We start from the raw sequence: 25,595 nt of genomic DNA, 5'->3' as shown, positions 1-25,595 counted from the left end.
AGATGTGTATAAGAGACAGGGGCTGGGTCGGGGGCGGTCTGGTCGACGCGGAACGACACTGTCGATGTCGTACGACGTCGACAGTGTCGTTCCGGGTCAGCGGGCGGTGCCGTTCCGGGTCAGCGGCCGGTGTCCTTTCGGGTCAGCTGAGCGTGCTGGTCCGGCTGGTCCGGCCCCGCGCCGCGAGCAGCGCCACGACGGCCACCACGGCGGCGGCGAGCATCACGATCGCCAGCGGCGCCGCGGTGTCCGAGCCGCCGATGCTGACGAGCGGGGACACGAGCGCCGCGAGCCCGAACTGCAGGGCACCGAGCACGGCCGAGGCGCTGCCGGCGGCCGAGGGCACGGCACCGAGGGCGAGTGCCGTGGCGTTGCCGAGCACCAGGCCGAGCGAGCCCACCGCGGTGAACAGCGGCACGGCGAGCCAGATGACCGGCGCCCCGGACACGACGAGCAGCGCGAACGCCACGGTCGACGCGAGCACCAGCACGATGCCGAGCGACAGCACGCCCGTGACCGAACGGGTCGCGGTGAGCTTGGCGGACAGGATGCTGACGCCCATCAGCGCCAGGGCGTTCAGCCCGAAGGCCAGGCCGTAGCCGACCGTGCCGAAGCCGATCATGTCCTGGTACAGGAACGGCGACGCGGAGATGTAGGCCATCATCACGGCGAACGCGAAGCCGAACACCGCGGTGTAGCCGAGGAACGTGCGGGAGCGCAGGGCACGCAGGGCCGAGCCCGAGCCACGGCGTTCCTCGCGCAGGGTGTCGCGGTGTTCCTTCAGGTGGGTCTCGCGGATCACGGCGAGGACCGCGATGAGCATGACGACCGACAGGCCGAGCACGATCGAGAGCAGGCCGCGCCAGCCGATCGGACCGGTGAGCAGGCCGCCGAGCAGCGGTGCGACGACCGGGGCGACCCCGCCGACGATCATCATGAGCGAGAACGCGCGGGCGGCGGACTTGCCGGTCGCCAGGTCGGAGATGACCGCACGGCTGATCACCATGCCGGCCGCACCGCCGAGGCCCTGCAGCAGGCGGGCCGCGATGAGCACGCCGATGTTCGGCGCGAGCACCGCGGCGATGCTGGCGAGCACGCACACCGCGGCACCGGCGATGAGCGGTGGCACGCGGCCGAACCGGTCGGACAGCGGACCGAACACGAGCTGGCCAGCGGTCACGCCCACCAGGAACGCGGTCAGGGTGAGCTGGACGGCGGTGGCGCTCGCCCCGAGCTCGGTGGTCATCTGCGGGAACGCCGGCAGGTACAGGTCGGTGGCGAAGGGGGCGACGGCACTGAGCAGGCCGAGCACCAGGAGCAGCGCGGTCGTGATGCCCTGCTGCTTGGTCGTGGGTGTCGCGATCGTCGCGCGGATGGTTCCGGTGTCCGTGGTCATGGTTATGAAAGCATAACTCATCGCCGGAGATCGGTACAGTACGGTCATGCACTCCGCCGTGTCCGACCACGTCCTCGCCGAGTTCGCGGACGTCCTGCTCCGGATCGCGCGTGACATCGATCCACACGGCTCCGAGACCCTCGACATCGTGCCGCTGACCGGCACCGAAGCGCTCGTGATGCGCTGGATCAACCGCAACCCCGGCACCTCGCCCAGCGCCACCGCCGAGGCGACCGCCCTGCAGCGCAGCAACCTCAGCGTCGCACTCCGGTCGCTCGTGGCGAAGGGCATGGTCGAGCGGCGCCAGGACCCGGCGGACGCCCGGACCGTGCAGCTGCACTCGACCGCCCTGGCCCAGGAGAGCGTCGACCGGCTCTACCGGCACTGGTCCGGCAAGCTCCGCACGGCCCTCGGTGGCGACGAGCGGGGTGCGGTCGAGGCGCTGGAGCTGCTGCAGCGGATCGACGACGGGCTCCGCGCGGGCTAGGCGACGGCGTCCTCGGCGGCGGCGGCGGCATCGTCGTCCCCCTCGTCCTGGATCGGCAGCAGGCGACGCGCACCGTGCCCCTCGTCGCCCAGGGCATCACCGGGGTTCACGACCGAGCAGGCCCCGAGCGAGACGCACCCGCAGCCGATGCACTGCGTCATCTCCTGCTGCAAGCGCTCGAGCTCGAGCTGGCGGGCCCGCAGCCGTGCGCGCCACCGTTCGTTCAACCGGTTCCAGTCGCGCAGCGAGGGCATGCGGTCGGCGGGCAGGGCCTCGAACTGCTCGGCGACCTCGCTGAGCGGGATGCCGAGGCGTTTGGCCACCTGGATGATCGCGATCCGCCGTTCGACGTGCCGCGGGTACATCCGCGTCCCGCCGTCGGTGCGCTCCGGGTGGATCAGGCCCTTGCGCTCGTAGAAGTGCAGGGCCGAGGCTGCGACGCCGGTGCGGCGGACGATCTCGCCGATGGGCAGCAGGTCGGTCGGCCGCGGCGCCGGGATCTCGACCATGGTGGAGATCCTACTGCTGGAACGACTCCCAGAGCAGGAACCCGGTGAACAGCACGAACGGCGTGCAGGCGACCACGTTGAGCCAGCGGTGCTCGACGATCACCGCGGCGAACTCCCGCAGGAACGCACTCGGGACGTAGTACGCCGCCGTGCGCGCGCCGACGACCTGGGCTGGCAGGTCGAGGCGACGGGCCAGGGTCGCGGCCCGCAGCACGTGGTAGTTGTTCGTGACCACGACCATCTGGCCGTCCCGGCCGGCGGCCGTCTGCACGTCCCGCGAGAACCGGAGGTTCTCGCGGGTGTTCCGCGACGCGGTCTCCGCGACGACGTCGTCCGCGTCGGCACCGTGCGCCACCAGGTACTCGGCCATCGCGGTCCCCTCGGGGCGGGGTTCGTCGTCGCCCTGTCCGCCGGACGGCACGAGGAGCGGTCGGCGTCCGGCGGCTCGTTCGGCGCGGTAGACGCCGAGCGCGCGGTCGAGCCGGCTCTGCAGCAGGGGCGGGACCTCGCCGTGCACGAGCCCGGAGCCGAGGACCACGATCGTGTCGGGGACGATGCCGTGCCGCGTCCGCCCGTAGACCACGGAGTACAGGGCGAACGCGACCAGCGACAGCGCGAAGTACCCGCAGACGAACACCATCAGCACGGCGACCGCGATCTTCGTGCCGTCCCACAGTGTGAAGCCCTCGCCACTGCCGGAGACGAGCAGGGCGATGGCGACCGCCGGCAGCACGAACACCGCCACCCCGGCGGCGAGCGACAGCAGGTTGCCGACGCTGCGTCCCTCGGCCCGGAGCATCTGCAGGCCGTTCGCGACCAGGGCGACGCCGAGCACCACCACGGCGAGCGGCACGAGCAGCAGCACCACGGCGACGAGCAGGCTGAACCCGGGGACCACCCTGGTCAGCACGGCCACGACCGTCGCGAGCCCGAACAGCACGGCCGCCGTCAGGAACACCCCGTTGCGGAGCATCCGCGGGTCCCGTCGCCGCCCCAGGACGTACAGCACCAGGAACAGCAGGGCGAAGACGGGAGCGGCGCCCAGCCCGAGCACCGTCAGCCGACCGCGCGACGGATCAGGTCGGCGACCCGTGCCTCGTCGGCCTCGGAGAACTCCGGGCTGATCGCCCACGACGTCGGCCAGAACGTGCCGTCGTCGAGCGCGGACGAGTCCTGGAACCCGAGCGTCGCGTAGCGGGCCTTGAACTTCGCGGCGTCCTGGAAGAAGAACACCGCCTTGCCGTCCCGGGCGTAGGCGGGCATGCCGTACCAGAGCTTCGGCGCGAGCTCGGGCGCGACCTCGAGCGCGATGCGGTGGATGCGCTCCGCCAGACCGCGGTCCGGCTGGGGCATCTCGGCGATCTTCGCCTCGACCGCAGCGGCGTCGGCCGCCGCCTTCTCGGCCTTGGTGCCCTTCGTGCCGCGGGCGCGCTTGACCTCCGCGGCGTGCTCCTGCATCGCCGCGCGCTCCTCGTCGGTGAAGGTGGTCTCGGTCTTCGTCGTCCGTGCCATCGTCGTCTCCTCGTGGTCTCGTGCACCCATCATGGGTCCGGGAAGCGAAGCATGCGAGGTCAGGGCCCGATCGAGTGCCAGGCTCGTCCCATGACCTACATCGCCAGTGACGACCGCTACGACTCGATGACGTACCGCCGGACCGGCCGCTCGGGCCTCGACCTGCCGCTGCTCTCCCTGGGGTACTGGCACAACTTCGGGGACGACATGCCCTTCGAGAACCAGCGCGCCATCAGCCGCCGGGCGTTCGACCTCGGGATCACCCACCACGACCTCGCGAACAACTACGGCCCGCCCTACGGTGCCGCCGAGGTGAACTTCGGCCGGCTGATGCGCGAGGACTTCCGGCCCTACCGCGACGAGATGGTCATCTCGACGAAGGCCGGCTGGGACATGTGGCCGGGACCGTACGGGCAGGGCGGTGGCTCGCGCAAGTACGTGCTCGCCTCGCTCGACCAGTCGCTGCAGCGAACCGGCCTGGACTACGTCGACGTCTTCTACTCGCACCGCCTCGACGCCTCGACCCCGCTCGAGGAGACGATGGGCGCTCTGCACACCGCGGTCCAGCAGGGCAAGGCGCTGTACGTCGGGATCTCGTCGTACGACGCCGAGCGCAGTCGGCAGGCAGCCGAGATCCTCCGCGACCTCGGCACCCCGCTCCTGATCCACCAGCCCTCGTACTCGATGCTCAACCGCTGGATCGAGACCGAGGGGCTGCTCGACGCCGCCGGCGAGCTCGGCTTCGGCGTCATCGGCTTCACCGCGCTGGCGCAGGGGCTGCTGACCGGCAAGTACCTGAACGGTGTGCCCGAGGACTCCCGCGCGGCAGCGGGCAAGTCCCTCGACGCGTCGAGCATCACGCCCGAGGTCGTCGAGCACCTCCGTGCCCTGAACGACGTCGCGGCCGCGCGCGGACAGTCCCTCGCGCAGCTCGCCCTCGCCTGGGCACTCCGCGACGAGCGGGTGACCTCACTCGTCATCGGTGCGTCACGGGTGTCGCAGCTCGAGGACAACGTCGCCGCGCTGTCGAACACGTCGTTCACCGACGAGGAGCTCCGCGTCATCGACGAGCACTCGGTCGGCATCACGGACGTCGACCTGTGGGCGGGAGCCCGCGCGGGCGAGGTCTCCTGACCCGAGCCCCACGCCGCACCAGTCCCTCGGCCGGTCGCATCGCGTGGCCGGCCCCGCTGACCGGTCACGACACGTCGCGGGTCGCCCGCCGAGCGGTCACGACCTGTCGGCTGGCGGCGCCGCAGACGACGGTCTGCGACCGCACCGCGCACGGCCGACGGGGTGTCGTGACCGCTGCGGTGCCCTGGGCGCGCGGCGCGGCGGCCGGGAGGCGCGGGGCACGCCGCCACGCGCCTCCCGTCCGTCGTCCGGTCGCGTCGCGTCGCGTGGCCGGTCCGCGGGGGCCGGTCACGACCCGTCGCGGGTCGCCCGCCGAGCGGTCACGAACTGTCGGACAGCGGCGCCGCAGGCGACGGTCTGCGACCGCACGGCGCACGGCCGACGGGGGGTCGTGACCGCTGCTGGGCCCTGGGCGCGCGGCGCGGCGGACGGGAGGCGCGGGGCACCCCGCCACGCGCCTCCCGTCCGTCGTCCGGTCGCGTCGCGTCGCGTGGCCGGCCCGCGGGGGCCGGTCACGACCCGTCGCGGGCCGCCCGCCGACCGGTCACGAACTGTCGGACAGCGGCGCCGCAGGCGACGGTCTGCGACCGCGCCGCGGCTGACCGCCGGGACGGCGCCCGGAGCGAACTCCTCCGGGGCGCGGCGGCCGGTTGGTACCATCGACAGCGTTCGACAACACGCAGTGTGTATCTACCGGCCGCCGGCATCCCGGCGGACAACGGCGGCACCCGATGGGTCCGCCGCCACCGAACCGGGCGGGCCGAGAAGGCACAACCCCGATGCTCCAGACCCGTTCCACCGACGCCCCGCCCGCTCCGGACCGCTCACTCGTCTCCCTCGCCGGACGCTGGTACTTCCCCGTGGCCTTCATCGCCCGGCTCCCGTTCGCGATGATGGTGGTCGGCGTCCTGACCCTCGTCGTCGCCGCCCGTGACTCCGTCGCCCTCGGCGGCATCAACTCCGCCGCCGTCGGCATCGGCTCCGCGATCTTCGGCCCGATGGTCGGTGCCGCGGCGGACCGTTACGGCCAGCGGGCGGTGCTCGTCCCCGTCGGCCTGGTGAACGCGGCGCTGCTCGGGTTCTTCCCGTTCGTCGTCAGCGGCACCGCGCCCGACCTCGCCGTCCTCGCGGTCGCATTCTGCATCGGTGCCTCGGCCCCGCAGGTCGCCCCGATGTCCCGCACCCGGCTCGTCGCGATCATCCGGCAGCGGATGGCCCCGGCGCGGCGCGAGAAGACCCTCAGCGGCACGATGGCCTACGAGTCCGCCGCCGACGAGACCGTGTTCATCATCGGCCCGTTCCTGGTCGGCATCCTCGCCAGCGCGATCGCCCCGTGGGTGGCCGTCGCCGGCGCCTCGGTCCTGACGTTCGTGTTCGTGACGGCGTTCGCGCTGCACCCGACCGGCAAGCTCGTGGTCGGCCAGCACGCGGAGTCGACGCAGGCACCCGCGCGGCAGCTCCTGCGTCCGCGGCTCGTCGTCGTGGTCGTCGGCATCCTCGGCATCGGCCTGTTCTTCGGCTCGACGCTCACCTCGCTGACGGCGTTCATGGAGACCCACGGCGAAGCCTCGCAGGCCGGCCTGCTCTACGGCCTGATGGGCATCGGCTCCGCCGGGTTGGCGCTCGGGTCGGCAGCGTTCCCCCGGGCCTTCGGCCTCGGCTGGCGCTGGCTCGTGTTCGGCGTCGTGCTCCTCGCCGGTGCGATCGCGTTCGCCAGCGCCGACTCCGTCGTCGCCGCGGGCGTCATCCTCGCGATCATGGGCATCGGGATCGGGCCGACCCTGGTCGCCCAGTACAGCCTCGGTTCCAACCGCTCACCGGTCGGCCGGTCCGCCACCACCATGACGATCCTCGGGTCCGCCGTCATCGTCGGCCAGTCCATCGCCTCCGCGATCACCGGGGACGTCGCCGAGCACCACGGCACCGCGGCCGCGATGCTGCTGCCGGCGGTCTCCGCCGCGATCGTCGTGGTCGCCGCGGTCGGCAACCTGCTGCTCCCGCGTCGGGTCGCGACCGCCTGACCGCGAACGTGACCATCTGACGGACTGGAGGCCCGTGGCGACGCCGCCACGGGCCTCCAGCCGGTCAGGTCGGTGCGTCAGGACTCCGTGTCGTCGACGAGCAGGTCCTCGTGCCGGTAGTCGTCGGCGCGCAGGCCGGCGCGGGCGATCATGTGCGTCGACACCGGCACCAGGAACAGCTGGAACACCATGATCGGCAGCACGACCCAGAACGCCGTCCACGTCCACACCGCGACGACGATGGCGGCCAGCGCGAGTGCGAGCCCGAGCACCTGCGGCTTCGCCATCGCGTGCAGACGGACGAGCGGGTCCGGGAACCGGACGATGCCGACCCCGGCGCCGAGCGACAGCAGCGACCCGACGAGCAGCAGCCCGATGGCGATCCACGCCCGGATGCCGGCGTCGTCGACGAACGACTCGATGATCTCGATCACGACTGGTCCTCCTCGGCGCGCTCGGGGGTGGTGACGGTCAGTCCCTCGTCGGACGGGTCAGCCGAGGGCGTGACGGCCCGGGCCACGGCGACCGTGGCGAACACGCTCGTCGCCGAGATCACCACGAGCACGGGGATGCCGGTCAGGTCCTGGCGGATGACCATCGCGGCGGCGATCACCACGAGCACGGTGGTCAGCACCATGTCGGAGCCGATCATGCGGTCGAGGATCGTCGGGCCGCGCACGATGCGGAACACCGCGAGGGCGAACGTCGCCCCGAGGAGCGCGAGCACGAGCGCGACGGCGATGCCCATCACGACGACGGCGGGGCTCATCGGGTCACCTCCGGCAGGGGCTCGGACAGCTCGGAGACGTCCTGCTTGGATCCCAGTGCGCGGATGACCATGGCCTCGATCCGGAGTGCGACGCGGCGTTCGTCCTCGACCTGCTCGTGGCGCTCGGTGTCGAGCACGTGGAGCAGCAGGCGACGACGCCGCAGGTCCACGTCGGCGACGTACGAGCCGGGCACGAGCGAGATCGCGAGGGTGGCCAGGGTGAAGGTCATCTCGGAGGTCGAGTGCAGCTGCACGAGCGTGATCGAGCTCCGCCGCACACCCCGGAGACGGAACGCGACCCAGGCGACCCGGAAGGACGCCACGACGACGAGCCCGGACCAGACCGCCAGGAACCGCAGCACGTGCACGATCGAGAACCGTGCGGACAGGGGGACCGGCGGGAGCGGCAGCGCCTGGGTGACGATGAGCGCCACGACGATGCCGCACAGCAGCGTCAGCGGGGTCCACGACCCCCAGAGCAGCGCCCACAGCACGGTGAGTCCCGCGACCAAGGGCACGTCGTAGCGCCACGCCAGTGCGATCCGCCTGGCGTTCGAGATGCGGCGGACGTCGGTCATCGCTCACCTCCGAGCACGGCCTGGACGTAGCGGTCGGGCGACTCCAGCGACTCCGCTGCGCGGGTCGCGTAGCCGTAGAGCGGGCCGGCGACGACCGTCAGGGCGACGGACCCGAGCACCGCGACGGTCGTCACGCCGACGAGCATGCGCGGCAGGCGCACCTTCTCGGGAGCCTCGCCGACCGCCTCGGTCGCGCCGGTGGTCGGACTGGAGGCGGTGGCCGCGTGCGGTGCGTCGGTGACCGTCACCGAGCCTCCCGGGTGGTACGCCTCACCCGTCTCCTCGGAGACGGTGAGCGGCGCCGGTTCCGGCGACCGCAGGTGGGCGTGCGGTTCGGCACTCGTCGCGTGCGGGGCGGCAGCCTCGGCCGCCGGCTTCGGCCGCCAGAAGGCGGCGTCCCAGACCCGCATGAGCGCGTACAGGGTGAGCAGCGAGGTGACGACGCCGGCGCCGATGGTGACGTATGCCATCGGGGAACCGTCCTCGGCGGCGGCACGGAACAGGCCGAGCTTGCCGATGAAGCCGGAGAACGGCGGGATCCCGCCCAGGTTGAACGCGGGGATCAGGTACAGGGCGGCCAGCAGCGGTGCGGCCTTCAGCAGTCCGCCGAGCGACCGGGTCGAGGTCGTCCCGCCGACGCGCTCCATCAGACCGGACACCAGGAACAGCGTGGTCTGCACGACGATGTGGTGCACCGTGTAGAACACCGCTGCCGCCGTCCCCGCGACGGTGCCGAGTCCGACGCCCATCACCATGAAGCCGATGTGGCTGATCAGCGTGAAGGACAGCAGCCGTTTCACGTCGGTCTGCGACACCGCGCCGAGCACCCCGACCACCATCGTCAGTGCGGCGACGACGAGCAGCACCTCGTTGAGTTGTGGTCGCGGGAAGATCACCGTCTCGAGCCGGATGATCGCGTAGATGCCGACCTTGGTCAGCAGGCCCGCGAAGACCGCGGTGACCGGCGCCGGGGCGGTCGGGTACGAGTCCGGCAGCCAGAACGCCAGCGGGAACACGGCCGCCTTGATGCCGAACCCGATCAGCAGCATCGTGTGCAGGAGCAGCTGGACGTGCTCCGGCAGGCCGGCGACGCGCTCGCTGATCTGGGCGATGTTCACCGTGCCGGTGGCGCCGTAGACCAGCCCGATGGCGGCGAGGAAGATCGCCGACGCGATCAGGCTCGTGACGATGTACGTCGTGCCGGCCCGGACACGCTGTTCGCTGCCGCCCAGCGTGATGAGCACGTAGCTCGCCACCAGCAGCATCTCGAACGCGACGTACAGGTTGAACAGGTCACCGGCGATGAACGAGTCGAGCACACCGGCCGCGAGCACGAGGTACGTCGGGTAGAAGATCGTGACCGGGGCGTCCTCGTCGTCGGCGGCCAGGCCCTGCCCGATCGAGAACAGCAGGACGAGGAGCAGGACGCTCGCACTGACGGTGAGCAGCAGGGCGCTCAGCCGGTCGACGACGAGCGAGATGCCGTACGGGGCGTCCCAGCCGCCGACCTGCACCACGATCGTGCCGTGCCGGTCGACCAGGACCATGAGCGTGGCGGCGACGGCCAGGGCCACGACGAGCACCACGACGGTGATCGCACGCTGGAGCTTCTGGTGCCGGAGGAGTCCGAGCGCGACCGCGGCACCGAGCAGCGGGACGAGGACGAGGAGCGGGACGAGCCAGGTCATCGGGTCGCCTCCTGTTCTGCGTCGGTGGTGGTCTCCGGGTCCTCGTCGGCCGCCTCGTCGCGGTCGCGGCCGATGGCGGCGTCGGCTTCGTCGACCTCGACCTCGTCGGCGCGGGACAGCTGCCACGACCGGTGGATCAGGGCCAGCAGGAACGCGCTGACGGCGAAGGTGATCACGATCGCGGTCAGGGCGAACGCCTGGGGGAGCGGGTCGGTGATGCCCTCGGCGCTCTTGCCGATCGGCGGGTCGCCCGCGGCCCCGGACATCACCAGCAACAGCAGGTTGAGCGAGTTGCCGAGCAGCAGGAAGCCGAGGAGCATCCGGGTCAGGGAACGTTCGAGCAGCAGGTAGACGCCGCACGAGAACAGCACCGCCATGGCGATCACGAGGACGAGGGTGACGGTCACGTGGCGCTCCCTTCCGGGGTGGGGGCATCGAGGGCATCGCTGACGGACCCCTCGGTGGTGTCGCGGGTGGGGGTCGAGGCGTCCTCGAGGCGCTGCCGGTCGACCTCGGCACCGAGGCTGCGGAGGACGTCGAGCACCAGGCCGACGACGACCAGGTAGACGCCTATGTCGAAGAACGTGGCGGTGACGAACTCGACGTGCCCGAGGATCGGGACGGTGGCCTCGAAGAACTCGGAGTACAGGGCTTCACGGCCGAAGAACAGCGGCACGATCGCGGTGATGGCCGCCGTCGCGACCCCCAGGCCGAGCAGACGACCGGCACGCACCGGGGCCGCTGCACCGAGTTCGGCCGGGCCGCCGGCCAGGTAGCGGGCCGCGAGCGCGATGCCGGCGACCAGGCCACCGGCGAACCCGCCACCGGCCGAGTTGTGCCCGGCGAACAGCAGGTACACCGACAGCACGATGAGGCCGTGGAACAGCAGGCGGACGACCACGTCGAGCAGTGCCGAACGGCCGGTCGGGATCGCGGCGCTCGTCGGCAGCCAGGCGCGGGGCTCGCCGTCGGTGCGCTCGCCGTTCGCGGTCAGGGTCTCGGGCAGGTCGCGCAGCCGGGGCAGGGTGTCCTCGCGCGAGTTCACGAAGATCAGGCTCGCGACGCCGGTGGCCGCGGCGACCACGACCGTGAGTTCACCGAGGGTGTCCCAGCCGCGCAGGTCGACGAGGGCGACGTTCACGACGTTCAGACCGTGCCCGAACGAGCTCGTCAGCGCGGGCAGGTCGGGCCAGAGGGGGCGTGCCGTCCGGGCCGAGGCAGCAACGACGACGACGATCGCCAGCGTCAGCCCCGCCAGCCCGGCGAAGAGCGCCCGCACGACCCGGAACCGCGACGGGTTGGTCGTGGCGATGCGCGGGGGCAGCCGTCGGAGCACCAGGACGAAGGCGATCAGGGTGACCGTCTCGACCACGAGCTGCGTCAGGGCGAGGTCGACGGCGCCGTGCAGGACGAACAGCACCGAGAGGCCGTAGCCGGTGACGCCGACCAGGACCGCGGCGGCGAACCGGGTCTTCGCCGTGAGCACCGCGATGCCCGCGATCGACATCACGATCATCACCGGGATCTGGCCCCACGAGTCGGCGAACCGGACGTGGAACTCCCACGGCCCGCCGAGCACCAGGTTGGCGAGTGCCCCGGCGACGAAGACCGACAGGATCACGGTCAGGTAGTAGGGGAGCGAGCCGCGCTGCAGGCTCGCGGTGAGTCCGGTCGCTCCACGGTCGAGCAGCCGCATGCCGTGCCGGTACGTGCCCGCAGCGCTCGGGAACCCGGCGAGCCGGTGCTGGAGCGCTTCGACCGGACGACGCAGGGCGAACAGTGCGAGGCCGCCGACCAGGGTGATCGCGGACAGGCCGAGTGCGGGTTCGAGGCCGTGCCAGAGCGCGAGGTGCGGGACCTCCTCGCCGCCGAGCGCTGCGGTCGTGGCAGCGGGCTCGATGCCGTGCGCGACCACCGGGGTGAGCAGGCCGAGTGCGAGCCCGGCCAGCGCGAGCACCGAGGGCACGACGGCGAGGCCGTGCAGGGCGTGCGGCTCCGTGGTCGCGACGCCGGGCTTGCGGGCGAAGGCGCCCCACAGGAACCGCAGCGAGTACGCCACGGTGAGCACCGATCCGACGGTCACGCCGATCAGGGCGAACCAGGCCCAGCCGGCGTCGGGGCCGTGCAGGGACTCGGTGAACCCGGTCAGCACGGCTTCCTTCGCGACGAACCCGATCGTCGGCGGGATCCCGGCCATCGACAGCAGCGCGAGCACCGCGACGACCGCCAGCCACGGGCGGGCACGGCCGAGCCCGCTGAGCCGACCGAGGTCACGCGTGCCGGTGACGTGGTCGATCGCGCCGACGACCAGGAAGAGCGTCGACTTGAAGGCGGCGTGTGCGACGAGCAGCGTGACCCCGCCCAGCGCGACCGCGGGGGCACCCCAGCCGGCGGCGAGCACGAGGAACCCGAGCTGGGCCACGGTGCCGTAGGCGAGCAGGAGCTTGAGGTCGGTCTGCCGCAGTGCCCGGTACCCGCCGACGAGCATCCCGGCGACGCCGAGCAGCGTGATCGTCTCGCGCCAGCCGTCGAGCAGCGCGAACGCGGGGGCGAGCCGGGCCACCAGGTAGATGCCGGCCTTCACCATCGCCGCGGCGTGCAGGTACGCGCTGACCGGTGTGGGTGCGGCCATGGCGGCGGGGAGCCAGAAGTGGAAGGGCACGATCGCCGACTTCGTGAGCGCCCCGAGCAGCACGAGGACCACCGACACCGAGACGACCGTGCCGCTCGGGGGATCGGCGACGATCGCGGACAGCGAGGTCGTGCCCGCCGTGACCGAGAGCATCACGAGGCCCGCGAGCATCGCCAGACCACCCGCGGTGGTGACCACGAGCGCCTGCATGGCGGCGGCGCGACTCGCACGCTTCGCGGCATCGTGCCCGATGAGCAGGTAGGAGAAGACCGTCGTGGCCTCCCACAGGACGAACAGCACGATGACGTCGTCGGCGATCACGAGCCCGTACATCGAGCCGGCGAAGGCGGTCAGGACCCCGGCGAACCGACCGAGCCCGGGTTCGTCCCGCGCGAAGTACGAGGCGCAGTAGACCAGCACCAACGCGCCGACGATCGACACCACCAGTGCGAGCACCCACGACAGGGCGTCCATCCGCAGCGTGACGTCGAGGTCGAGCTGGGGGACCCACTGGTGCCGTTCGACGACGCTGCCGTGCAGGGCGGCGTCGGTCTGGGCGATCGTCAGTACCGCCGCCGCGGCGGGGGCGAGGGCCGCGACGTAGAACACGCGGCGGCCGAGGACGGGGGTCAGGGCGGGGACGATCAGGGCGACGATCGCGAACGCGACGAGGACGAGGACCATCGGGCACCTCCTCGGGGTCGGGCTGCAGTCCGGCTCACTGGGCTTTCACAGCCTACGGAGGAGGCCATGTGGAGAACCTGTGCGGCCGGACAGCAGTCCGCTCAGGTCCGGCCGTGTGCGCGAGCGGGGATCTGCGTCGCGAGCTTGCCCCCGGAGACGTCGAGCAGGGTGCCGGTGATGTAGCCCGAGGCGTCGCTCGCCACGAAGACGAGCAGGTCGGCGACGTCGTCCGGCGTCTCCCACCGGCGGAGCGACAGCGTGTCGAGCAGGCGGTCCTGGGCTTCGGTCGGCATCGTCGCGAAGCCGTTCATCGCCGTCGGCACCATGCCCGGTGCGTAGGCGTTCACGGTGATCCCCCACGGGCCGAGTTCCGACGCCAGGACCCGGGTGAACGAGACGACGGCTGCCTTCGACGCCGCGTAGGCCGCGCTCCCGACGCTGGGCACGATCGCCGCGAACGAGGCGGCGTTGATGATCCGACCGCGCCCGGCCGCCTGCATCACCGGAGCCACGGCCTGGCTCATCAGGAACGTGCCGCCGAGGTTGACGTCCATGCAGCGGCGCCAGGCGTCCCACTCCAGTTCGGCGACCGTGCCCGTGACGTTGATGCCGGCGTTGTTCACCAGCACGTCGATCGTGCCGTGCCGCCGGACGACCTCGTCCACGGCGTCGCGCACCGACTGCGGGTCGGCGACGTTGCACACGACGGGGTCGAGCGGGAAGCCCGGCTCGAAGGCCAGGTCGAGCGCGACGACGCGACACCCCTCGCTGAGGAAGCGGTCGGCGAGCGTGCGGCCGATCCCGCGCGCTGCGCCGGTCACGACCACCACGCGGTCGGTCAGGTCGAGGTGCATCGTTGCTCCCGTCGTCGGTGCCTTGAATAGGCATACTATTCGAGCATGACGGATCAGCGTGTGCTCTGGGTCACGGGTGGGGGCAGCGGCATGGGGGCCGCGAGCGCCGAGGCGGCGGCGCGGGACGGCTGGACCGTGGTCCTCAGCGGGCGCCGTGCCGACCGGCTCGAGCAGATCGCGCGCACCGTCCGCGGCGCCGGGGGAACCGCGGACGTCCTGCCCCTCGACGCGAACGACCCCGACGCCGTCACCGCCGCGCGGGACACCGTGCTCGACCGGCACGGGCGGCTCGACGGGCTCGTGCTGGCGGCCGGGCTCAACGCCCCGAGGCGCCGGTGGGACGACCAGTCGCTGACCGACTTCCGCGCGATCGTGGACACGAACCTCACCGCCGTCGTCTCGCTGGTGGACGCCGCGCTGCCGGCACTCCGCGCGACCGGCGGCGTGGTCGTCGTCGTGTCGTCGTACGCCGGGTGGTCCTTCCAGCCGGGGGCTGGTGTCGCGTACTCGGCGAGCAAGTCGGCGCTCGCGTCGGTCGTCCGGACGCTCAACCAGCAGGAGGCCGAGCACGGCGTGCGTGCCACCCACCTGTGCCCGGGTGACGTCGCGACGGACTTCCTCGACCAACGGCCCGAGGTTCCCGACGCGGCCGCGCGGCAGCGCATGCTCCAACCGGAGGACATCGGGCGGACGGTCGCCTTCGTGCTCGGGGCGCCGGCGCACGTGCGCATCGACGAGCTCGTGCTGTCGCCGGTCTCGCAGCGGTGACGAGCACCTTCGAACGGGTCCTCGACCAGGTCGGTGCCGCCGTCGTCTCCGGTGCGGTCGCCGCGGGCAGCCGACGGAGCGTCGACGACCTGGTGACCTGGACCGGCGCCAGTCGCAGCATCGTCCGCGAGGCGGTCCGCGTCCTCGTCGCCCTCGGCCTGGTCACCGCCAGGCGCCGGGTCGGCGTGACCGTCCTCGACGTGCGGGAGTGGGACGTCCTGGACCCGCGCGTGGTGCGGTGGCGCCTGCGGGGCCCCGACGGCGGGCGCGTGGCGGCCGAGCTCCGCGAGCTGCGCGCGGCGGTCGAACCCGCCGCCGCTGCCGCTGCCGCCCGGCGGGCAGCGCTCGACGAGTACGCGGACCGACGGGAGGCCCTCCGCACCACCGCGGACGAGCTCGCGGCCGCCGCGACCCGCGACGACCGCCTCGACTTCGTGGCCGCGGACGTGCGGTTCCACGCGCTCGTGCTCGACCTGTCCGGCAACGCCCTGTACCGACGCCTGCACCAGGTGGTCGGCCAGGTGCTGCGCGAACGCGGGGGCATCCGCCCGGACCGGCGCGACGTCGGCCTCCACCTCGCACTCGCCGACGCCGTCCTCGACGGCCGCCCGGACGACGCGGCCGCGACGATGCGGGCGATCGTCGACCGCACGTGAGCGGAGCGCCCCGGACCTGCGAGGATGGACCCCGGTGTGCCCCTCGGCGCCCGTGGAGGGTGAGTCGTGGACGCAGCACAGGACCTGGTCGTCCAGCTCGTCGGCACCCCGTGGGCGTTCTTCGTGGTCGGCCTCGTGCTCGCCGTGGGCAGCGTCGCGGTCTTCCTGCCCAGCCAGGCACTCGTCGTCGCGATCGGCACGCTCCTGGTGGGCGGTGACGGCGGTCTCCTGCCGGTCCTCTTCCTCGTCGTCGCGGCGTCGATCGGGATGGTCCTCGGCGACCTCGGGCTCTACCACCTGGCGCGGTCGGTCGACCTCGGCTCGAGGTCGTGGTTCGCGCGTCCGAAGGTCCGCGCGGCCCGGGACGCCATCGACGGCCGCTACCGTGCCGCCCCCGGGCGCATCGCGGTACTCGGACGCTTCATCCCGATGGGCCGGTTGACGACGAACCTGGTCGGCGCCGACAGCGGGCTCGACCTCCGGCGGTTCCTGCTCAGCTGTGTGCTCGCCGACGTCGTGTGGGCCGCGTACTGCGTCGGCATCGCCTCGGCCACCGGGCGCTGGAGCCGCGAGCAGCCCTTCCTCGTCACGACCCTCGCGGTCGTGGCGTCGATCCTGCTCGGCCTCGCGATCTCCGCGATCGAGAAGGCCGTCCGACGACGGAGCGAGGCTGCGGCCGCGGCCTGACGAACGTAGGCTGGGCAGCCCGTTCGAAGGAGAACCCGTGCTGCTCGACGACCTCGTACCGGACCCTGACGCGCTCGAGCGCATCGCCACCGGGAGCACCTGGGCCGAGGGGCCCCGCTGGATCCCGTCGACGCGCACGCTGCGGTGGTCCGACATCCCCGGCGACCGGATCCTGCAGTGGCACGCGGACTCGGGGGAGACCTCGGTGTACGCGGACGGTGTCGAGTTCACCAACGGCCGCACGCTCGACCGGGACGGCAGCGTCGTGCAGTGCTCGCACGGGCTGCGTCGGGTCGAGCGGGACCGCGACGGCGTCGTCACGCCGATCGTCGACGTGTGGGACGGGGGCCGGTTCAACTCCCCGAACGACGTGGTGGTCGCGCGGGACGGCGGCGTCTGGTTCACCGACCCCGCCTACGGCATCACGCAGCCGCGTGAGGGACACCCGGGCGTGCGTGAGTACGGCGACCACTGGGTGTTCCGGTGCGGCCCGGCGGGTGAGGACCTGCGGCCCGTGGCGACCGACCTGGACGAGCCGAACGGCCTGGCATTCGACCCGGACGAGCGGGTGCTGTACATCGCGAGCTCATCCGGTGACGAGCCGGTCATCCGCGCCTACGACCGTCGTGGCGACCTGCTGAAGAACGGTCGGGTGTTCGCGCGGCTCGAGCCTGGAGAAGGCGCGCCGGACGGCATCCGGGTCGACGTGCACGGCAACGTCTGGTCGTCCTCGCACCGCGGCGTCGTCGTGTTCGACCCGACGGGTGCCCGGATCGGTGCGGTCGCCGTGCCGGAGGTCACGTCGAACCTGTGCTTCGGCGGCGACGACGGCACGACGCTCTTCCTGACCGCGACGACGTCGGTGTACCGGATCGCCACGACGACGCGGGACGCTGCCGTATCCTGACTCGGCCATGCAGTGCGACTACTTCGACCGCGGGGTGTGCCGGTCGTGCACGCTCATGGGCCAGCCCTACACCGACCAGGTCCTCGACAAGGAACTCCGCACGCGTAAACTCCTGCACGCCGCGGTCGAGGCCGCCGGGGGCCCCGGAGCGGTCTCCTGGTCGCCCGCGATCACGAGCCCGGAGTCGGGGTACCGGAACAAGGCGAAGATGGTCGTGGGCGGGTCCGTCCAGCACCCGACCGTCGGCATCCTCGACCACCGGCAGCGCGGGGTGGACCTGCGGCACTGCGGGATCTGCACGCCCGGCATCCGGCACGCGTTGCCCGTGCTGGCCGAGTTCGTCTCGACCGCCGGGCTGATCCCGTACGACGTCGCCGCGCGCCGGGGTGAGCTCAAGTACGTCCTGGTCACCGAGTCGCCCGACGGCGAGTTGATGATCCGGTTCGTGCTGCGTTCCGAGGGGCAGCTCCCGCGGCTCCGCCAGCACCTCGACGCCCTGCGTGCCGCACTGCCGAACGCGGTCGTGGTGACCGCCAACCTGCTGCCCGAGCACAAGGCCGTCACCGAGGGCGACCGCGAGATCGTGCTGACCGCGCAGGAGACCCTGCCGATGCGGCTCGGCGGGATCACGATGCACCTGCGGCCGCAGAGCTTCTTCCAGACGAACACCGGCGTCGCGACCGAGCTGTACGCGCAGGCGACGGCCTGGATCGACGAGCTCGACCCCGCGTCGATGTGGGACCTGTACTGCGGCGTCGGCGGGTTCGCGCTGCACGCTGCCCGTCCAGGCCGCGTGGTGACCGGCATCGAGACGAGCGCCGAGGCGATCCGCTCCGCGAAGCAGTCCGCTCGTGAGGCCGGCCTCGAAGGCCTCCGGTTCGCCGCCGACGACGCGACCGAGCACGCCCTCCGGGCTCGTCCGGACGCGGTGCCCGAGCTCGTCGTCGTGAACCCTCCGCGTCGCGGGATCGGGGAGCGGTTGTCGACCTGGCTCGAGGAGTCGGACGTCCAGCACGTCGTCTACTCGAGCTGCAACCCGGTGACCCTGGCGAAGGACCTGGCACGCATGCCGTCGTTCCGGCTGCGTCGGGCCAGGGTGCTCGACATGTTCCCGCAGACCGGTCACCTCGAGGCCGTGACCCTGCTCACGCGCGCCTGATCCCGACCGCCGATCGGCATTGCCAGGGAATTGCCAAGGACACGTACCCGGGTACGCCTCGATCACCATGGCCATGGGCATCGAGCCGTTCAGGTTCTGGGGCGGGGTACATAGCATGCACGGGTAGAACCGTTTGTCTCGGTTTGATAACGGTCAAGAGTTTCCTATGGTTGCCGACCGAGGTGCCGCCGGCCCGATGACCACTGCCCCCGGTGGCGCACCCCCACAACTGACCGCGATCGGTCGGGGTGGGCAGTGGATCCCGCAACAGATGCGGCTCGTGACCCCGGTGGAGCAATCACATGAAGAAGCTTTCCCGTACCCGCACCATCGTCGGCGGCCTGGCGTTCGCCGGCATCGCCGCGACCGGTGTCGGCCTCGCGGCAGCCCCCGCGAACGCAGCGTCCGGTTCGACCTGGGACCAGCTCGCGCAGTGCGAGTCCGGCGGCAACTGGGCCATCAACACCGGCAACGGCTACTACGGCGGCCTGCAGTTCAACCTCGGTACCTGGCAGGCGAACGGTGGCGCGGGCAACCCCGCCTCCGCCAGCCGCGAAGCCCAGATCGCCGTCGCCGAGCGTGTCCTCGCCTCGCAGGGCTGGGGTGCATGGCCCGCCTGCTCCGCCCAGCTCGGGCTGAGCGGCACCAGCGGTGCAGCCCCCGCCGCGGCGGCTCCGGCCCCCGCACCGGCTCCGGCGCCCGCACAGCAGGCCGCCCCGCAGCCCGCTGCTCCGGCACCGGCTCCCGCCGAGCAGGCTGCCCCGCAGCCGGCCGCGCCGAGCACGACCGAGTCGACGCCCGCCCCGGCAGCGACGACGCCGAGCAAGCCGGCCCCGGTCAAGACGAGCGGCAAGACGTACACGATCGCCTCGGGTGACACGCTCGACACGATCTCGACGAAGCTCGGGATCGACGGCGGCTGGAAGCAGCTCTGGGCCGCGAACACGTCGACCATCGACGACGCGAACCTGATCTACGCCGGCCAGGAGCTCCAGCTCCCCGCCTGATCTCTCCGCAGACCGAACACGACGACGCCCCACGACCTCGAGTCGTGGGGCGTCGTCGTGCGTGCGGTGCCGGGCTACTGCGGGTTGTCGGCGAGCCAGCCGGCGACGTCGTCGGACCGGAGCGCCTGGGACAGGGACCCGACCGAAAGCTGGTTCAGCGTCACGATCGACTGTCCGTCCGGTGACGTCCCGGAGCCCGCCGTCGGCACCGTGAAGGTCACGAGGTCGTCGGCCCGGACCGCGCGGAGCGACCACCCGAGTTCCGCCATCCGAGCGAAGGTGAACCCCGCGTCGACCGACAGGTGCTCACTGGTCGCGGCGACGAAGTCCTGGATGCGCCCGGGGTTGGTGACCGTGCCGCGGGACAGCAGTCCGTCCACGACGCCGCGCATGAACGCCTGCTGGTTGCGGACCCGGGTGTGGTCGGCGTCGGCGAAGGCGTGACGCTCCCGCACGAAGGCGAGTGCGTCGGCGCCGTCGAGGCGATTCGTCCCCGCCACGAAGTCGTGGTGGGCGGTCGAGAAGGCCTGCGGGGAGGACACGGTCACGCCGCCGAGGGCATCGGTCATGTCCTCGAACCCGGTGAAGTCGATCTCGGCGACGTGGTCGACCCGGACGTCCAGGAGATGCTCGACGGTCTGCACGGTCAGGGGTACCCCGCCCCAGGCGTACGCGGCGTTCATCTTGGCGCGCCCGTGCCCGGGGACCTCGACCCAGGAGTCCCGCATGATCGACATCAGGTAGACGTGCTGACGATCGGCGGGTACGTGCGCCAGCATCAGGGTGTCCGAGCGCCCGCCGGACGTCGAAGGGCCACCATCGGGGTTGCCCTGCGCCCGGGAGTCGGAACCGATGAGCAGGACGTTCTCGCCGGTTGTCGGAGTCGGTCGGGTGCCGCTCGGGAACGGGTTCGTGATGGTCTCGCTCCCGGCGTCGAAGCTCCGAGCGAGACCGCCGACGAACGCACTCGCGACGACGGCGACGACCAGGGCGACGCCGACGAGCGAGCCGAGCGTCGTGATCAGCGCGACGAGGAACGGCCGCCGCCGCCGTCTGCTGCTGGCGGCGTGGTGAGCGTGTGCAACGGCCGCGCGGGCGGCTCGGCGTTCGGACATGCGGGGCTCCTGTGGTCAGGTCGGCACGCACCGACCACGGGATCTTATCGCATGTGGTATTTCATGAACAGTGTTTCACTCGGACTGCGGCTTGCCGAGCAGTTCGCCCAGCGCCGATCGGAGCGCCGGGTCCTCCGGCAGGACCTCGCGCTCGATGTGCCGCGCGGTCTCCCAGGCGGACCGGCCGGCGGACGTCACGCTCACCACGCGGCGCCGGCGATCGGCGGGATGTGGGGTGCGCTCGACCAGGCCGTCCCGCTCCATCCGCTCGAGCGTGCGGGACATCGTCTGCGGCTGGACCCGTGCGGTGCGGGCGATGGTGTCCGCGCCGGTCGGACCGGTCCGGATGAGGATGTCGATCGCGACGACCGCGGCGTGCGAGAGCCCGATGGCGCGGAGTCGTTCGTCCCAGTCCCGCTCGACGGACCGTGCAGCCGCGGACAGCAGGCGCCCGAGGGGCCACTGCTCGCTCGTGTCCTGCATGCCGTGATTCTATGGTCGTCAGCAGCGCTCGACGGTCAAGTAATCAGCATGCTGACGATCGGTGTACGCTCACCGACGTGTCCCGCTTCCTCCGCATCGTCCTCCCCGCGCTCGTCATCGTGGTCTGGCTCGGCATCGCCTCGGTCGGCGGTCCCTTCTTCGGCAAGATCTCCGAGGTCTCGACCAACGACCAGACCTCGTTCCTGCCCGCCTCGGCCGACGCCACGAAGGTGCAGGAGCGGTCCTCCGAGTTCCGCGACGAGTCCGGAGCGCCCGCGATCATCGTCCTCGAGCGCGACGGCGGCCTGACGTCGACCGACCTCGCCGACGCGAAGGCACTCACCACGACGCTGTCCGACCGCGCCGACGTCGATGCCGTCAGCCCGGTGATCCCGAGCGAGGACGGCGACGCGGTCGAGATCGTCGCCACGCTCACGCAGGACGCCGAGACCGGGGACGCGGTCGAGGCCATCCGGGCCGACGTCGACGACGCACTGCCGTCCGGGGTGAGCGGCTACGTCACCGGCCCGGCCGGGTTCACCGCGGACCTGACCGAGGCCTTCGCCGGCATCGACGGGCTGCTGCTCGGGGTGGCGCTCGCCGCGGTGTTCGTGATCCTGATCATCGTCTACCGATCACCCCTGCTGCCCGTGCTCGTGCTCGGGACCGCCACCTTCGCCCTGTGCGCCTCGATCCTCGTGGTCTGGTGGCTCGCCAAGGCCGACATCGTGACGGTCAACGGGCAGGTCCAGGGCATCCTGTCGATCCTGGTGATCGGCGCGGCGACGGACTACGCGCTCCTGTACACCTCGCGCTTCCGGGAGGCGCTGCGCGACCACCGCACCGGCTGGGACGCGACGAAGGCCGCCCTGCGGGGGAGCCTCGAGCCGATCCTGGCCTCGGGCGGCACGGTGATCGTCGGGGTGCTCTGCCTGCTGCTCTCCGACCTCAACTCGAACAAGGCGCTCGGCCCCGTCGCGGCCATCGGCATCGCGTTCAGCCTGCTCGCCGCCCTGACACTCCTGCCCGCGCTGCTGCTCGCGTTCCGCCGCGCGGCGTTCTGGCCGCTGCGTCCCGCGTTCGGCAGCGCCCACCCCGTGCTCACCGGTCCGGACGCCCGCGGCATCTGGGCGCGCGTCGGCCGGCTCGTCGCCCGTCGGTCCCGGGTGGTGTGGATCGTCTGCACGGTCGGCCTGCTCGCGATGGGTGCCGGCCTGTTCGGACTCAAGGCGGACGGGGTGCCGCAGAGCGACCTGATCATCGGGTCGTCGCAGGCCCGTGACGGTCAGGACGTGCTGGCCGACCACTTCCCGGGCGGCTCGGGCAGCCCCGCGCAGGTCATCGGCGCGGAGCGCGACCTCGACCAGCTCGTCGACGCGATCACCGCGGTGGACGGGGTCGACGGTGTCGTCGCCGCAGCGAAGGACAGCCCCGCCGGGACCGTCCCGGTGACCGGGTCCGCCGCCGGCAGCAGCACGCCGACCGTCTCCCGCGGTGACGTCCTGCTCGAGGCGACGCTGTCCGACGCCGCCGACTCGGACGCCGCCGAGCAGACCGTCCGCGACCTCCGTACCGCCGTCGAACGGGTCGACCCGGGAGCGATCGTCGGTGGCGTCACCGCGACGGCGGTCGACACGAACGACACCGGCATCCGTGACCGCACCCTGATCATCCCCGTGGTGCTCGTCGTGATCCTGCTGATCCTGATGCTCCTGCTCCGCAGCATCGTCGCGCCGCTCGTGCTGATCGGCAGCGTGATCGTGTCCTTCGCGGCGGCCCTCGGTGTCGGAGCGCTCGTGTTCGACCACGTGTTCCACTTCCCGGGCGCGGACCCGAGCGTGCCGCTGTACTCGTTCGTGTTCCTGGTGGCACTCGGCGTCGACTACAACATCTTCCTCATGACACGAGTGCGCGAGGAGGCGCTGCGGCACGGTGCACGCGAGGGCGTCCTGCGCGGACTCGGCGTGACCGGCGGGGTGATCACGTCGGCGGGCGTCGTGCTCGCCGCCACGTTCGCCGCCCTCGGCGTGATCCCGATCCTGTTCCTCGTGCAGATCGCGTTCGTCGTCGCGTTCGGCGTCCTGCTCGACACGATCGTGGTCCGTTCGCTGCTCGTGCCGGCGCTGGCCTACGACCTCGGGCACCGGGCCTGGTGGCCGTCGCGCCTCTCGCGCACGAACCCTGACATGTGACACGCTGGACCCATGCCAGTTCCCTCGACGCAGCCCGCTGCTGAGCGCAAGCTCCTCCGTGACACGGTGCAGGACAAGATCCGCGACGCCATCATGGACGGCACGCTCGAGCCCGGGGAACGGCTCAACGACGACGACCTGATCGCCTGGCTCGGGGTCTCCCGCACCCCGATCCGCGAAGCCCTCGCCGAACTCGCCCGGGCCGGCCTCATCGAGATGGCACCGAACCGCTACACCCGGGTCGCGGCGCCGACGAAGGGGGAGCTCCTCGACGCGTACCGCACCCTCGGCGTGATCTACGGCGGCGTCGTGCGGCTCGCGGTGCCCCGGTTCACGGACGCGCAGCGCAAGAAGATCGTGAAGATGCTCGACGACGTGCACGCGCGGGTGAGCGCCGACGAGCAGGACCAGGTGGCGCGCGACGGAGCCGGCATCTACTCGATGTGGGCGGACGCGTGCGGCAACTCGTCCCTCGTGCAGCTCTGCAACTCGACCACGGACGGGCTCTCCTTCAAGCTCCGCGTGCCGGAGCTCGCCGAGCTCCTGCCGGCCGACGTGATCCTGCCCGAGCTGACGAAGCTCAAGGACGCCGTCGTCGCGAAGGACCCCATTGCTGCCGAACTCGCCATGGAGGCGATCCACCTGCTCCCGTCGCGCGACTAGCGCGACCAGCGCGACTAGCGCGACCAGGAGACGGACTGGAGGCCCGTGGGGACGCCGCCACGGGCCTCCAGCCCGTCACGGGGTGACGGCGAGTACGGGGTGACCTTCCAGGCGCATCCCATGTCCGTTCCCCGCGTGGCGGTTATGGTTTCCCGGTGAGCAACGAACCCGAGCAGACGACCGAGCCCGCACACCGCGGTGCCGCGACGCCGCGCCACGGGCGCCAGAAGCGTCGGGCGGGCGTCGTGTTCCCGGCCGTCGCGGGGGTGCTCACGATGGCCCTCCTGCTGGGCGTCGGCTACGCGGGGTACGCGTACAACCAGCTGTCCGACGGCGTCACGATCGTCAACGCGATCACCGGTAAGAAGGACACGAAGGACGACGTCGACGGCAAGGCGCAGAACATCCTGCTCGTCGGCGACGACCACCGGCCGGAGAACGCCACCCCCGAGCAGATGGCGGAACTCAGCACGACGTCGGACGGTGGTGCGACGAACACCGACACGATGATCGTGCTGCACATCAACGCCGACGGCAGCCAGGCGACGATGATCTCGTTCCCCCGTGACTCCTACGTCGACATCCCGGACGTCGGCAAGGGCAAGCTCAACAGCGCCTTCTACTACGGCACGCTCAACGGCGGTGGCGACACCGGCGGTGCGAAGATGCTCATCAAGACGATCGAGAACCTGAGCGGCCTGCAGATCGACCACTACGTCCGCGTCTCGCTGCTCGGCTTCTACCAGGTCGTCAAGGAACTCGGCCCGGTGCAGGTCTGCCTCAACCAGGCCACCAGCGACCCGTACTCCGGCGTCGACCTGCCGGCGGGCAAGTCCTCGCTCAACGCGAAGGAGGCGCTGTCCTTCGTGCGACAGCGCCACGGCCTGCCGAACGGTGACCTGGACCGCAACGTCCGCCAGCAGTACTTCCTGTCGCAGGAGGCCCGGAAGGTCACGTCGGCGGGGACGCTGCTCAACCCGGTGAAGATGGGGAACATCCTCAAGGCCGTCGGCGGATCGATCCAGACCGACACCGACCTCATCGACCTGGCGTCACAGATGCGCAACCTGCGGCCCGGCAACATCCAGTCCGCCACGATCCCGACGCTCGGCACGCCGACGATCTACGTGAACGGCTCCGCCCTGTCGATCGTCGAGGTCGACACCGTCGGCCTGCCCGCGTTCGTGCAGGGCCTGGTCGGCGAACCCGAGGCGTACACGAAGGCCGGCCGCGCACAGCCGGCGAACACCTCGGTCACGGTGCTGAACGGCAGCGGGGTCGAGGGCGCAGCGACGGCTGCGGGGCAGGTCCTCGCCGCCCGCGGCTTCCAGGTCGCCCCGGCCGGCTCGTCCGCGACGACGAAGACCACCCAGGTGCAGTACCCCGCCGGTCAGGAGTCGCAGGCGAAGGCCATCGCGTCCGTGGTGCCCGGCGCCGTCGCCGTCCGCACCAGTGCGGTCACCGGTGTCACGCTCGTGCTCGGCACCGACGGCAAGACCGCGAAGCCGATCGCGACCGAGCCGAGCGCCGGGGCGTCGACGCCGTCGACCGGCGGTTCCAGCACCGGCTCGAAGCCGACGAAGAAGCCCGCGAAGGAGCCGACGGCCAAGTCGACCGACGTGCACAACTACGGCACCGAGGGCACCTGCATCAACTGATGGGAACCCGCCGGGCAACCGGTCGGTAGGTTCACG

General features: G+C 71.8%; 25 protein-coding genes. 12 read left to right on the top strand and 13 right to left on the bottom strand.

What is annotated here, in order from left to right; translation table 11 throughout:
• Positions 1–142: 142 nt before the first annotated feature.
• Positions 143–1,396, bottom strand: a complete 1,254-nt coding sequence (locus tag DEJ03_RS17065; protein ID WP_110865557.1) for a multidrug effflux MFS transporter — start codon at positions 1,394–1,396, stop codon at positions 143–145.
• Positions 1,397–1,442: 46 nt separating this feature from the next.
• Here DEJ03_RS17065 and DEJ03_RS17060 point away from each other — a divergent pair, with 46 nt between their 5' ends.
• Positions 1,443–1,883: a MarR family winged helix-turn-helix transcriptional regulator gene (locus DEJ03_RS17060; protein WP_216852147.1), complete on the top strand. Its 441-nt coding sequence runs from the start codon at positions 1,443–1,445 to the stop codon at positions 1,881–1,883.
• Here the strand turns inward: DEJ03_RS17060 and soxR are convergent.
• The 3 genes from soxR to DEJ03_RS17045 are packed head-to-tail and all read right to left on the bottom strand — an operon-like array spanning position 1,880 to position 3,904.
• Entirely contained in the window at positions 1,880–2,392 is a 513-nt protein-coding gene (gene soxR / locus DEJ03_RS17055; RefSeq protein WP_110865556.1) for a redox-sensitive transcriptional activator SoxR, read from the bottom strand. The two genes, DEJ03_RS17060 and soxR, sit on opposite strands and share 4 nt — an antisense overlap.
• A 10-nt stretch (positions 2,393–2,402) precedes the next feature.
• The gene (locus tag DEJ03_RS17050) at positions 2,403–3,446 is read right to left on the bottom strand and encodes a YdcF family protein (protein WP_258370905.1); all 1,044 of its coding nucleotides are present in this window, start codon (positions 3,444–3,446) and stop codon (positions 2,403–2,405) included.
• Between the two features lie 2 nt (positions 3,447–3,448).
• Positions 3,449–3,904, bottom strand: coding sequence for an iron chaperone (locus tag DEJ03_RS17045; protein ID WP_220034159.1), 456 nt, complete (start codon positions 3,902–3,904; stop codon positions 3,449–3,451).
• A 90-nt stretch (positions 3,905–3,994) separates the two neighbouring features.
• Here DEJ03_RS17045 and mgrA point away from each other — a divergent pair, with 90 nt between their 5' ends.
• Positions 3,995–5,038, top strand: a complete 1,044-nt coding sequence (mgrA, locus tag DEJ03_RS17040; protein WP_071245810.1) for an L-glyceraldehyde 3-phosphate reductase — start codon at positions 3,995–3,997, stop codon at positions 5,036–5,038.
• 779 nt (positions 5,039–5,817) lie between these two features.
• A complete protein-coding gene (locus tag DEJ03_RS17035) occupies positions 5,818–7,059 on the top strand; it encodes an MFS transporter (RefSeq protein ID WP_110865555.1) in 1,242 nt (413 codons plus the stop codon).
• Between the two features lie 77 nt (positions 7,060–7,136).
• Here the strand turns inward: DEJ03_RS17035 and mnhG are convergent, their stop codons facing one another.
• From mnhG to DEJ03_RS17000, 7 genes are all read right to left on the bottom strand, one after another.
• Entirely contained in the window at positions 7,137–7,493 is a 357-nt protein-coding gene (gene mnhG, locus DEJ03_RS17030) for a monovalent cation/H(+) antiporter subunit G (RefSeq protein WP_071245814.1), read from the bottom strand.
• The gene (locus tag DEJ03_RS17025) at positions 7,490–7,828 is read right to left on the bottom strand and encodes a hypothetical protein (protein WP_051597118.1); all 339 of its coding nucleotides are present in this window, start codon (positions 7,826–7,828) and stop codon (positions 7,490–7,492) included. Before DEJ03_RS17025 ends, mnhG begins: the two co-directional genes overlap by 4 nt.
• The gene (locus DEJ03_RS17020) at positions 7,825–8,406 is read right to left on the bottom strand and encodes a Na+/H+ antiporter subunit E (protein ID WP_110865554.1); all 582 of its coding nucleotides are present in this window, start codon (positions 8,404–8,406) and stop codon (positions 7,825–7,827) included. Before DEJ03_RS17020 ends, DEJ03_RS17025 begins: the two co-directional genes overlap by 4 nt.
• The gene (locus DEJ03_RS17015) at positions 8,403–10,094 is read right to left on the bottom strand and encodes a Na+/H+ antiporter subunit D (RefSeq protein ID WP_110865553.1); all 1,692 of its coding nucleotides are present in this window, start codon (positions 10,092–10,094) and stop codon (positions 8,403–8,405) included. Before DEJ03_RS17015 ends, DEJ03_RS17020 begins: the two co-directional genes overlap by 4 nt.
• Positions 10,091–10,501 carry a Na(+)/H(+) antiporter subunit C gene (locus DEJ03_RS17010; protein WP_110865552.1) on the bottom strand — a complete coding sequence of 137 codons (411 nt, stop codon included), beginning with the start codon at positions 10,499–10,501 and terminating at the stop codon, positions 10,091–10,093. The genes DEJ03_RS17015 and DEJ03_RS17010 overlap by 4 nt, the downstream gene beginning before the upstream one ends.
• Positions 10,498–13,410: a Na+/H+ antiporter subunit A gene (locus DEJ03_RS17005; RefSeq protein ID WP_110865551.1), complete on the bottom strand. Its 2,913-nt coding sequence runs from the start codon at positions 13,408–13,410 to the stop codon at positions 10,498–10,500. Before DEJ03_RS17005 ends, DEJ03_RS17010 begins: the two co-directional genes overlap by 4 nt.
• Before the next feature lie 101 nt (positions 13,411–13,511).
• Positions 13,512–14,264, bottom strand: a complete 753-nt coding sequence (locus DEJ03_RS17000; RefSeq protein ID WP_110865550.1) for an SDR family NAD(P)-dependent oxidoreductase — start codon at positions 14,262–14,264, stop codon at positions 13,512–13,514.
• Positions 14,265–14,309: 45 nt separating this feature from the next.
• Here DEJ03_RS17000 and DEJ03_RS16995 point away from each other — a divergent pair, with 45 nt between their 5' ends.
• The 6 genes from DEJ03_RS16995 (at position 14,310) to DEJ03_RS18350 (ending at position 19,448) form a co-directional block, all read left to right on the top strand.
• Positions 14,310–15,032, top strand: a complete 723-nt coding sequence (locus DEJ03_RS16995) for an SDR family oxidoreductase (RefSeq protein ID WP_181422769.1) — start codon at positions 14,310–14,312, stop codon at positions 15,030–15,032.
• On the top strand, positions 15,029–15,688 hold the full coding sequence (locus DEJ03_RS16990; RefSeq protein WP_110865548.1) for a FadR/GntR family transcriptional regulator: 660 nt from the start codon (positions 15,029–15,031) through the stop codon (positions 15,686–15,688). The genes DEJ03_RS16995 and DEJ03_RS16990 overlap by 4 nt, the downstream gene beginning before the upstream one ends.
• Positions 15,689–15,754: 66 nt before the next feature.
• Positions 15,755–16,375 carry a DedA family protein gene (locus tag DEJ03_RS16985; protein WP_071404822.1) on the top strand — a complete coding sequence of 207 codons (621 nt, stop codon included), beginning with the start codon at positions 15,755–15,757 and terminating at the stop codon, positions 16,373–16,375.
• Between the two features lie 40 nt (positions 16,376–16,415).
• Positions 16,416–17,282: an SMP-30/gluconolactonase/LRE family protein gene (locus DEJ03_RS16980; RefSeq protein ID WP_375342302.1), complete on the top strand. Its 867-nt coding sequence runs from the start codon at positions 16,416–16,418 to the stop codon at positions 17,280–17,282.
• Between the two features lie 7 nt (positions 17,283–17,289).
• Positions 17,290–18,441, top strand: a complete 1,152-nt coding sequence (rlmC, locus tag DEJ03_RS16975; protein ID WP_110865547.1) for a 23S rRNA (uracil(747)-C(5))-methyltransferase RlmC — start codon at positions 17,290–17,292, stop codon at positions 18,439–18,441.
• Between the two features lie 302 nt (positions 18,442–18,743).
• A complete protein-coding gene (locus DEJ03_RS18350; protein WP_071404824.1) occupies positions 18,744–19,448 on the top strand; it encodes a transglycosylase family protein in 705 nt (234 codons plus the stop codon).
• Between the two features lie 74 nt (positions 19,449–19,522).
• Here DEJ03_RS18350 and DEJ03_RS16965 read toward each other — a convergent pair whose 3' ends face one another.
• Together DEJ03_RS16965 and DEJ03_RS16960 are read right to left on the bottom strand one after the other, a co-directional pair.
• Positions 19,523–20,563 (bottom strand): LCP family protein, encoded by a 1,041-nt coding sequence (locus DEJ03_RS16965; protein WP_110865546.1) that lies wholly within the window; start codon positions 20,561–20,563, stop codon positions 19,523–19,525.
• A gap of 75 nt (positions 20,564–20,638) precedes the next feature.
• Positions 20,639–21,046 (bottom strand): MarR family winged helix-turn-helix transcriptional regulator, encoded by a 408-nt coding sequence (locus DEJ03_RS16960; RefSeq protein ID WP_110865545.1) that lies wholly within the window; start codon positions 21,044–21,046, stop codon positions 20,639–20,641.
• A gap of 77 nt (positions 21,047–21,123) precedes the next feature.
• On the opposite strand from DEJ03_RS16960, the gene DEJ03_RS16955 reads away from it, so the two are divergent.
• The 3 genes from DEJ03_RS16955 to DEJ03_RS16945 all read left to right on the top strand — a co-directional run bounded on the left by DEJ03_RS16955 (position 21,124) and on the right by DEJ03_RS16945 (position 25,559).
• The gene (locus DEJ03_RS16955; RefSeq protein WP_110865544.1) at positions 21,124–23,238 is read left to right on the top strand and encodes an efflux RND transporter permease subunit; all 2,115 of its coding nucleotides are present in this window, start codon (positions 21,124–21,126) and stop codon (positions 23,236–23,238) included.
• Positions 23,239–23,250: 12 nt separating this feature from the next.
• Positions 23,251–23,901: a GntR family transcriptional regulator gene (locus DEJ03_RS16950; protein WP_110865543.1), complete on the top strand. Its 651-nt coding sequence runs from the start codon at positions 23,251–23,253 to the stop codon at positions 23,899–23,901.
• Positions 23,902–24,056: 155 nt separating this feature from the next.
• The gene (locus DEJ03_RS16945; RefSeq protein WP_110865542.1) at positions 24,057–25,559 is read left to right on the top strand and encodes an LCP family protein; all 1,503 of its coding nucleotides are present in this window, start codon (positions 24,057–24,059) and stop codon (positions 25,557–25,559) included.
• The last annotated feature ends 36 nt before the right edge of the window (positions 25,560–25,595 follow it).

Origin of the sequence: Curtobacterium sp. MCLR17_043 (genome assembly GCF_003224215.1) — a bacterium.
GTDB classification, from domain to species: Bacteria; Actinomycetota; Actinomycetes; order Actinomycetales; family Microbacteriaceae; genus Curtobacterium; species Curtobacterium flaccumfaciens.
The sequence above is the reverse complement of the archived record's forward strand: the minus strand, read 5'-3'. Positions and strand labels throughout refer to the sequence as shown.

What these genes read in the sequence shown, in the direction of transcription:
- DEJ03_RS17065 (WP_110865557.1), bottom strand. Translation starts at nt 1,396, where the DNA reads ATGACCACGGACACCGGAACCATCCGCGCGACGATCGCGACACCCACG.
- DEJ03_RS17060 (WP_216852147.1), top strand. Translation starts at nt 1,443, where the DNA reads ATGCACTCCGCCGTGTCCGACCACGTCCTCGCCGAGTTCGCGGACGTC.
- soxR (WP_110865556.1), bottom strand. Translation starts at nt 2,392, where the DNA reads ATGGTCGAGATCCCGGCGCCGCGGCCGACCGACCTGCTGCCCATCGGC.
- DEJ03_RS17045 (WP_220034159.1), bottom strand. Translation starts at nt 3,904, where the DNA reads ATGGCACGGACGACGAAGACCGAGACCACCTTCACCGACGAGGAGCGC.
- mgrA (WP_071245810.1), top strand. Translation starts at nt 3,995, where the DNA reads ATGACCTACATCGCCAGTGACGACCGCTACGACTCGATGACGTACCGC.
- DEJ03_RS17035 (WP_110865555.1), top strand. Translation starts at nt 5,818, where the DNA reads ATGCTCCAGACCCGTTCCACCGACGCCCCGCCCGCTCCGGACCGCTCA.
- DEJ03_RS17025 (WP_051597118.1), bottom strand. Translation starts at nt 7,828, where the DNA reads ATGAGCCCCGCCGTCGTCGTGATGGGCATCGCCGTCGCGCTCGTGCTC.
- DEJ03_RS17020 (WP_110865554.1), bottom strand. Translation starts at nt 8,406, where the DNA reads ATGACCGACGTCCGCCGCATCTCGAACGCCAGGCGGATCGCACTGGCG.
- DEJ03_RS17015 (WP_110865553.1), bottom strand. Translation starts at nt 10,094, where the DNA reads ATGACCTGGCTCGTCCCGCTCCTCGTCCTCGTCCCGCTGCTCGGTGCC.
- DEJ03_RS17005 (WP_110865551.1), bottom strand. Translation starts at nt 13,410, where the DNA reads ATGGTCCTCGTCCTCGTCGCGTTCGCGATCGTCGCCCTGATCGTCCCC.
- DEJ03_RS17000 (WP_110865550.1), bottom strand. Translation starts at nt 14,264, where the DNA reads ATGCACCTCGACCTGACCGACCGCGTGGTGGTCGTGACCGGCGCAGCG.
- DEJ03_RS16995 (WP_181422769.1), top strand. Translation starts at nt 14,310, where the DNA reads ATGACGGATCAGCGTGTGCTCTGGGTCACGGGTGGGGGCAGCGGCATG.
- rlmC (WP_110865547.1), top strand. Translation starts at nt 17,290, where the DNA reads ATGCAGTGCGACTACTTCGACCGCGGGGTGTGCCGGTCGTGCACGCTC.
- DEJ03_RS18350 (WP_071404824.1), top strand. Translation starts at nt 18,744, where the DNA reads ATGAAGAAGCTTTCCCGTACCCGCACCATCGTCGGCGGCCTGGCGTTC.
- DEJ03_RS16965 (WP_110865546.1), bottom strand. Translation starts at nt 20,563, where the DNA reads ATGTCCGAACGCCGAGCCGCCCGCGCGGCCGTTGCACACGCTCACCAC.
- DEJ03_RS16960 (WP_110865545.1), bottom strand. Translation starts at nt 21,046, where the DNA reads ATGCAGGACACGAGCGAGCAGTGGCCCCTCGGGCGCCTGCTGTCCGCG.
- DEJ03_RS16950 (WP_110865543.1), top strand. Translation starts at nt 23,251, where the DNA reads ATGCCAGTTCCCTCGACGCAGCCCGCTGCTGAGCGCAAGCTCCTCCGT.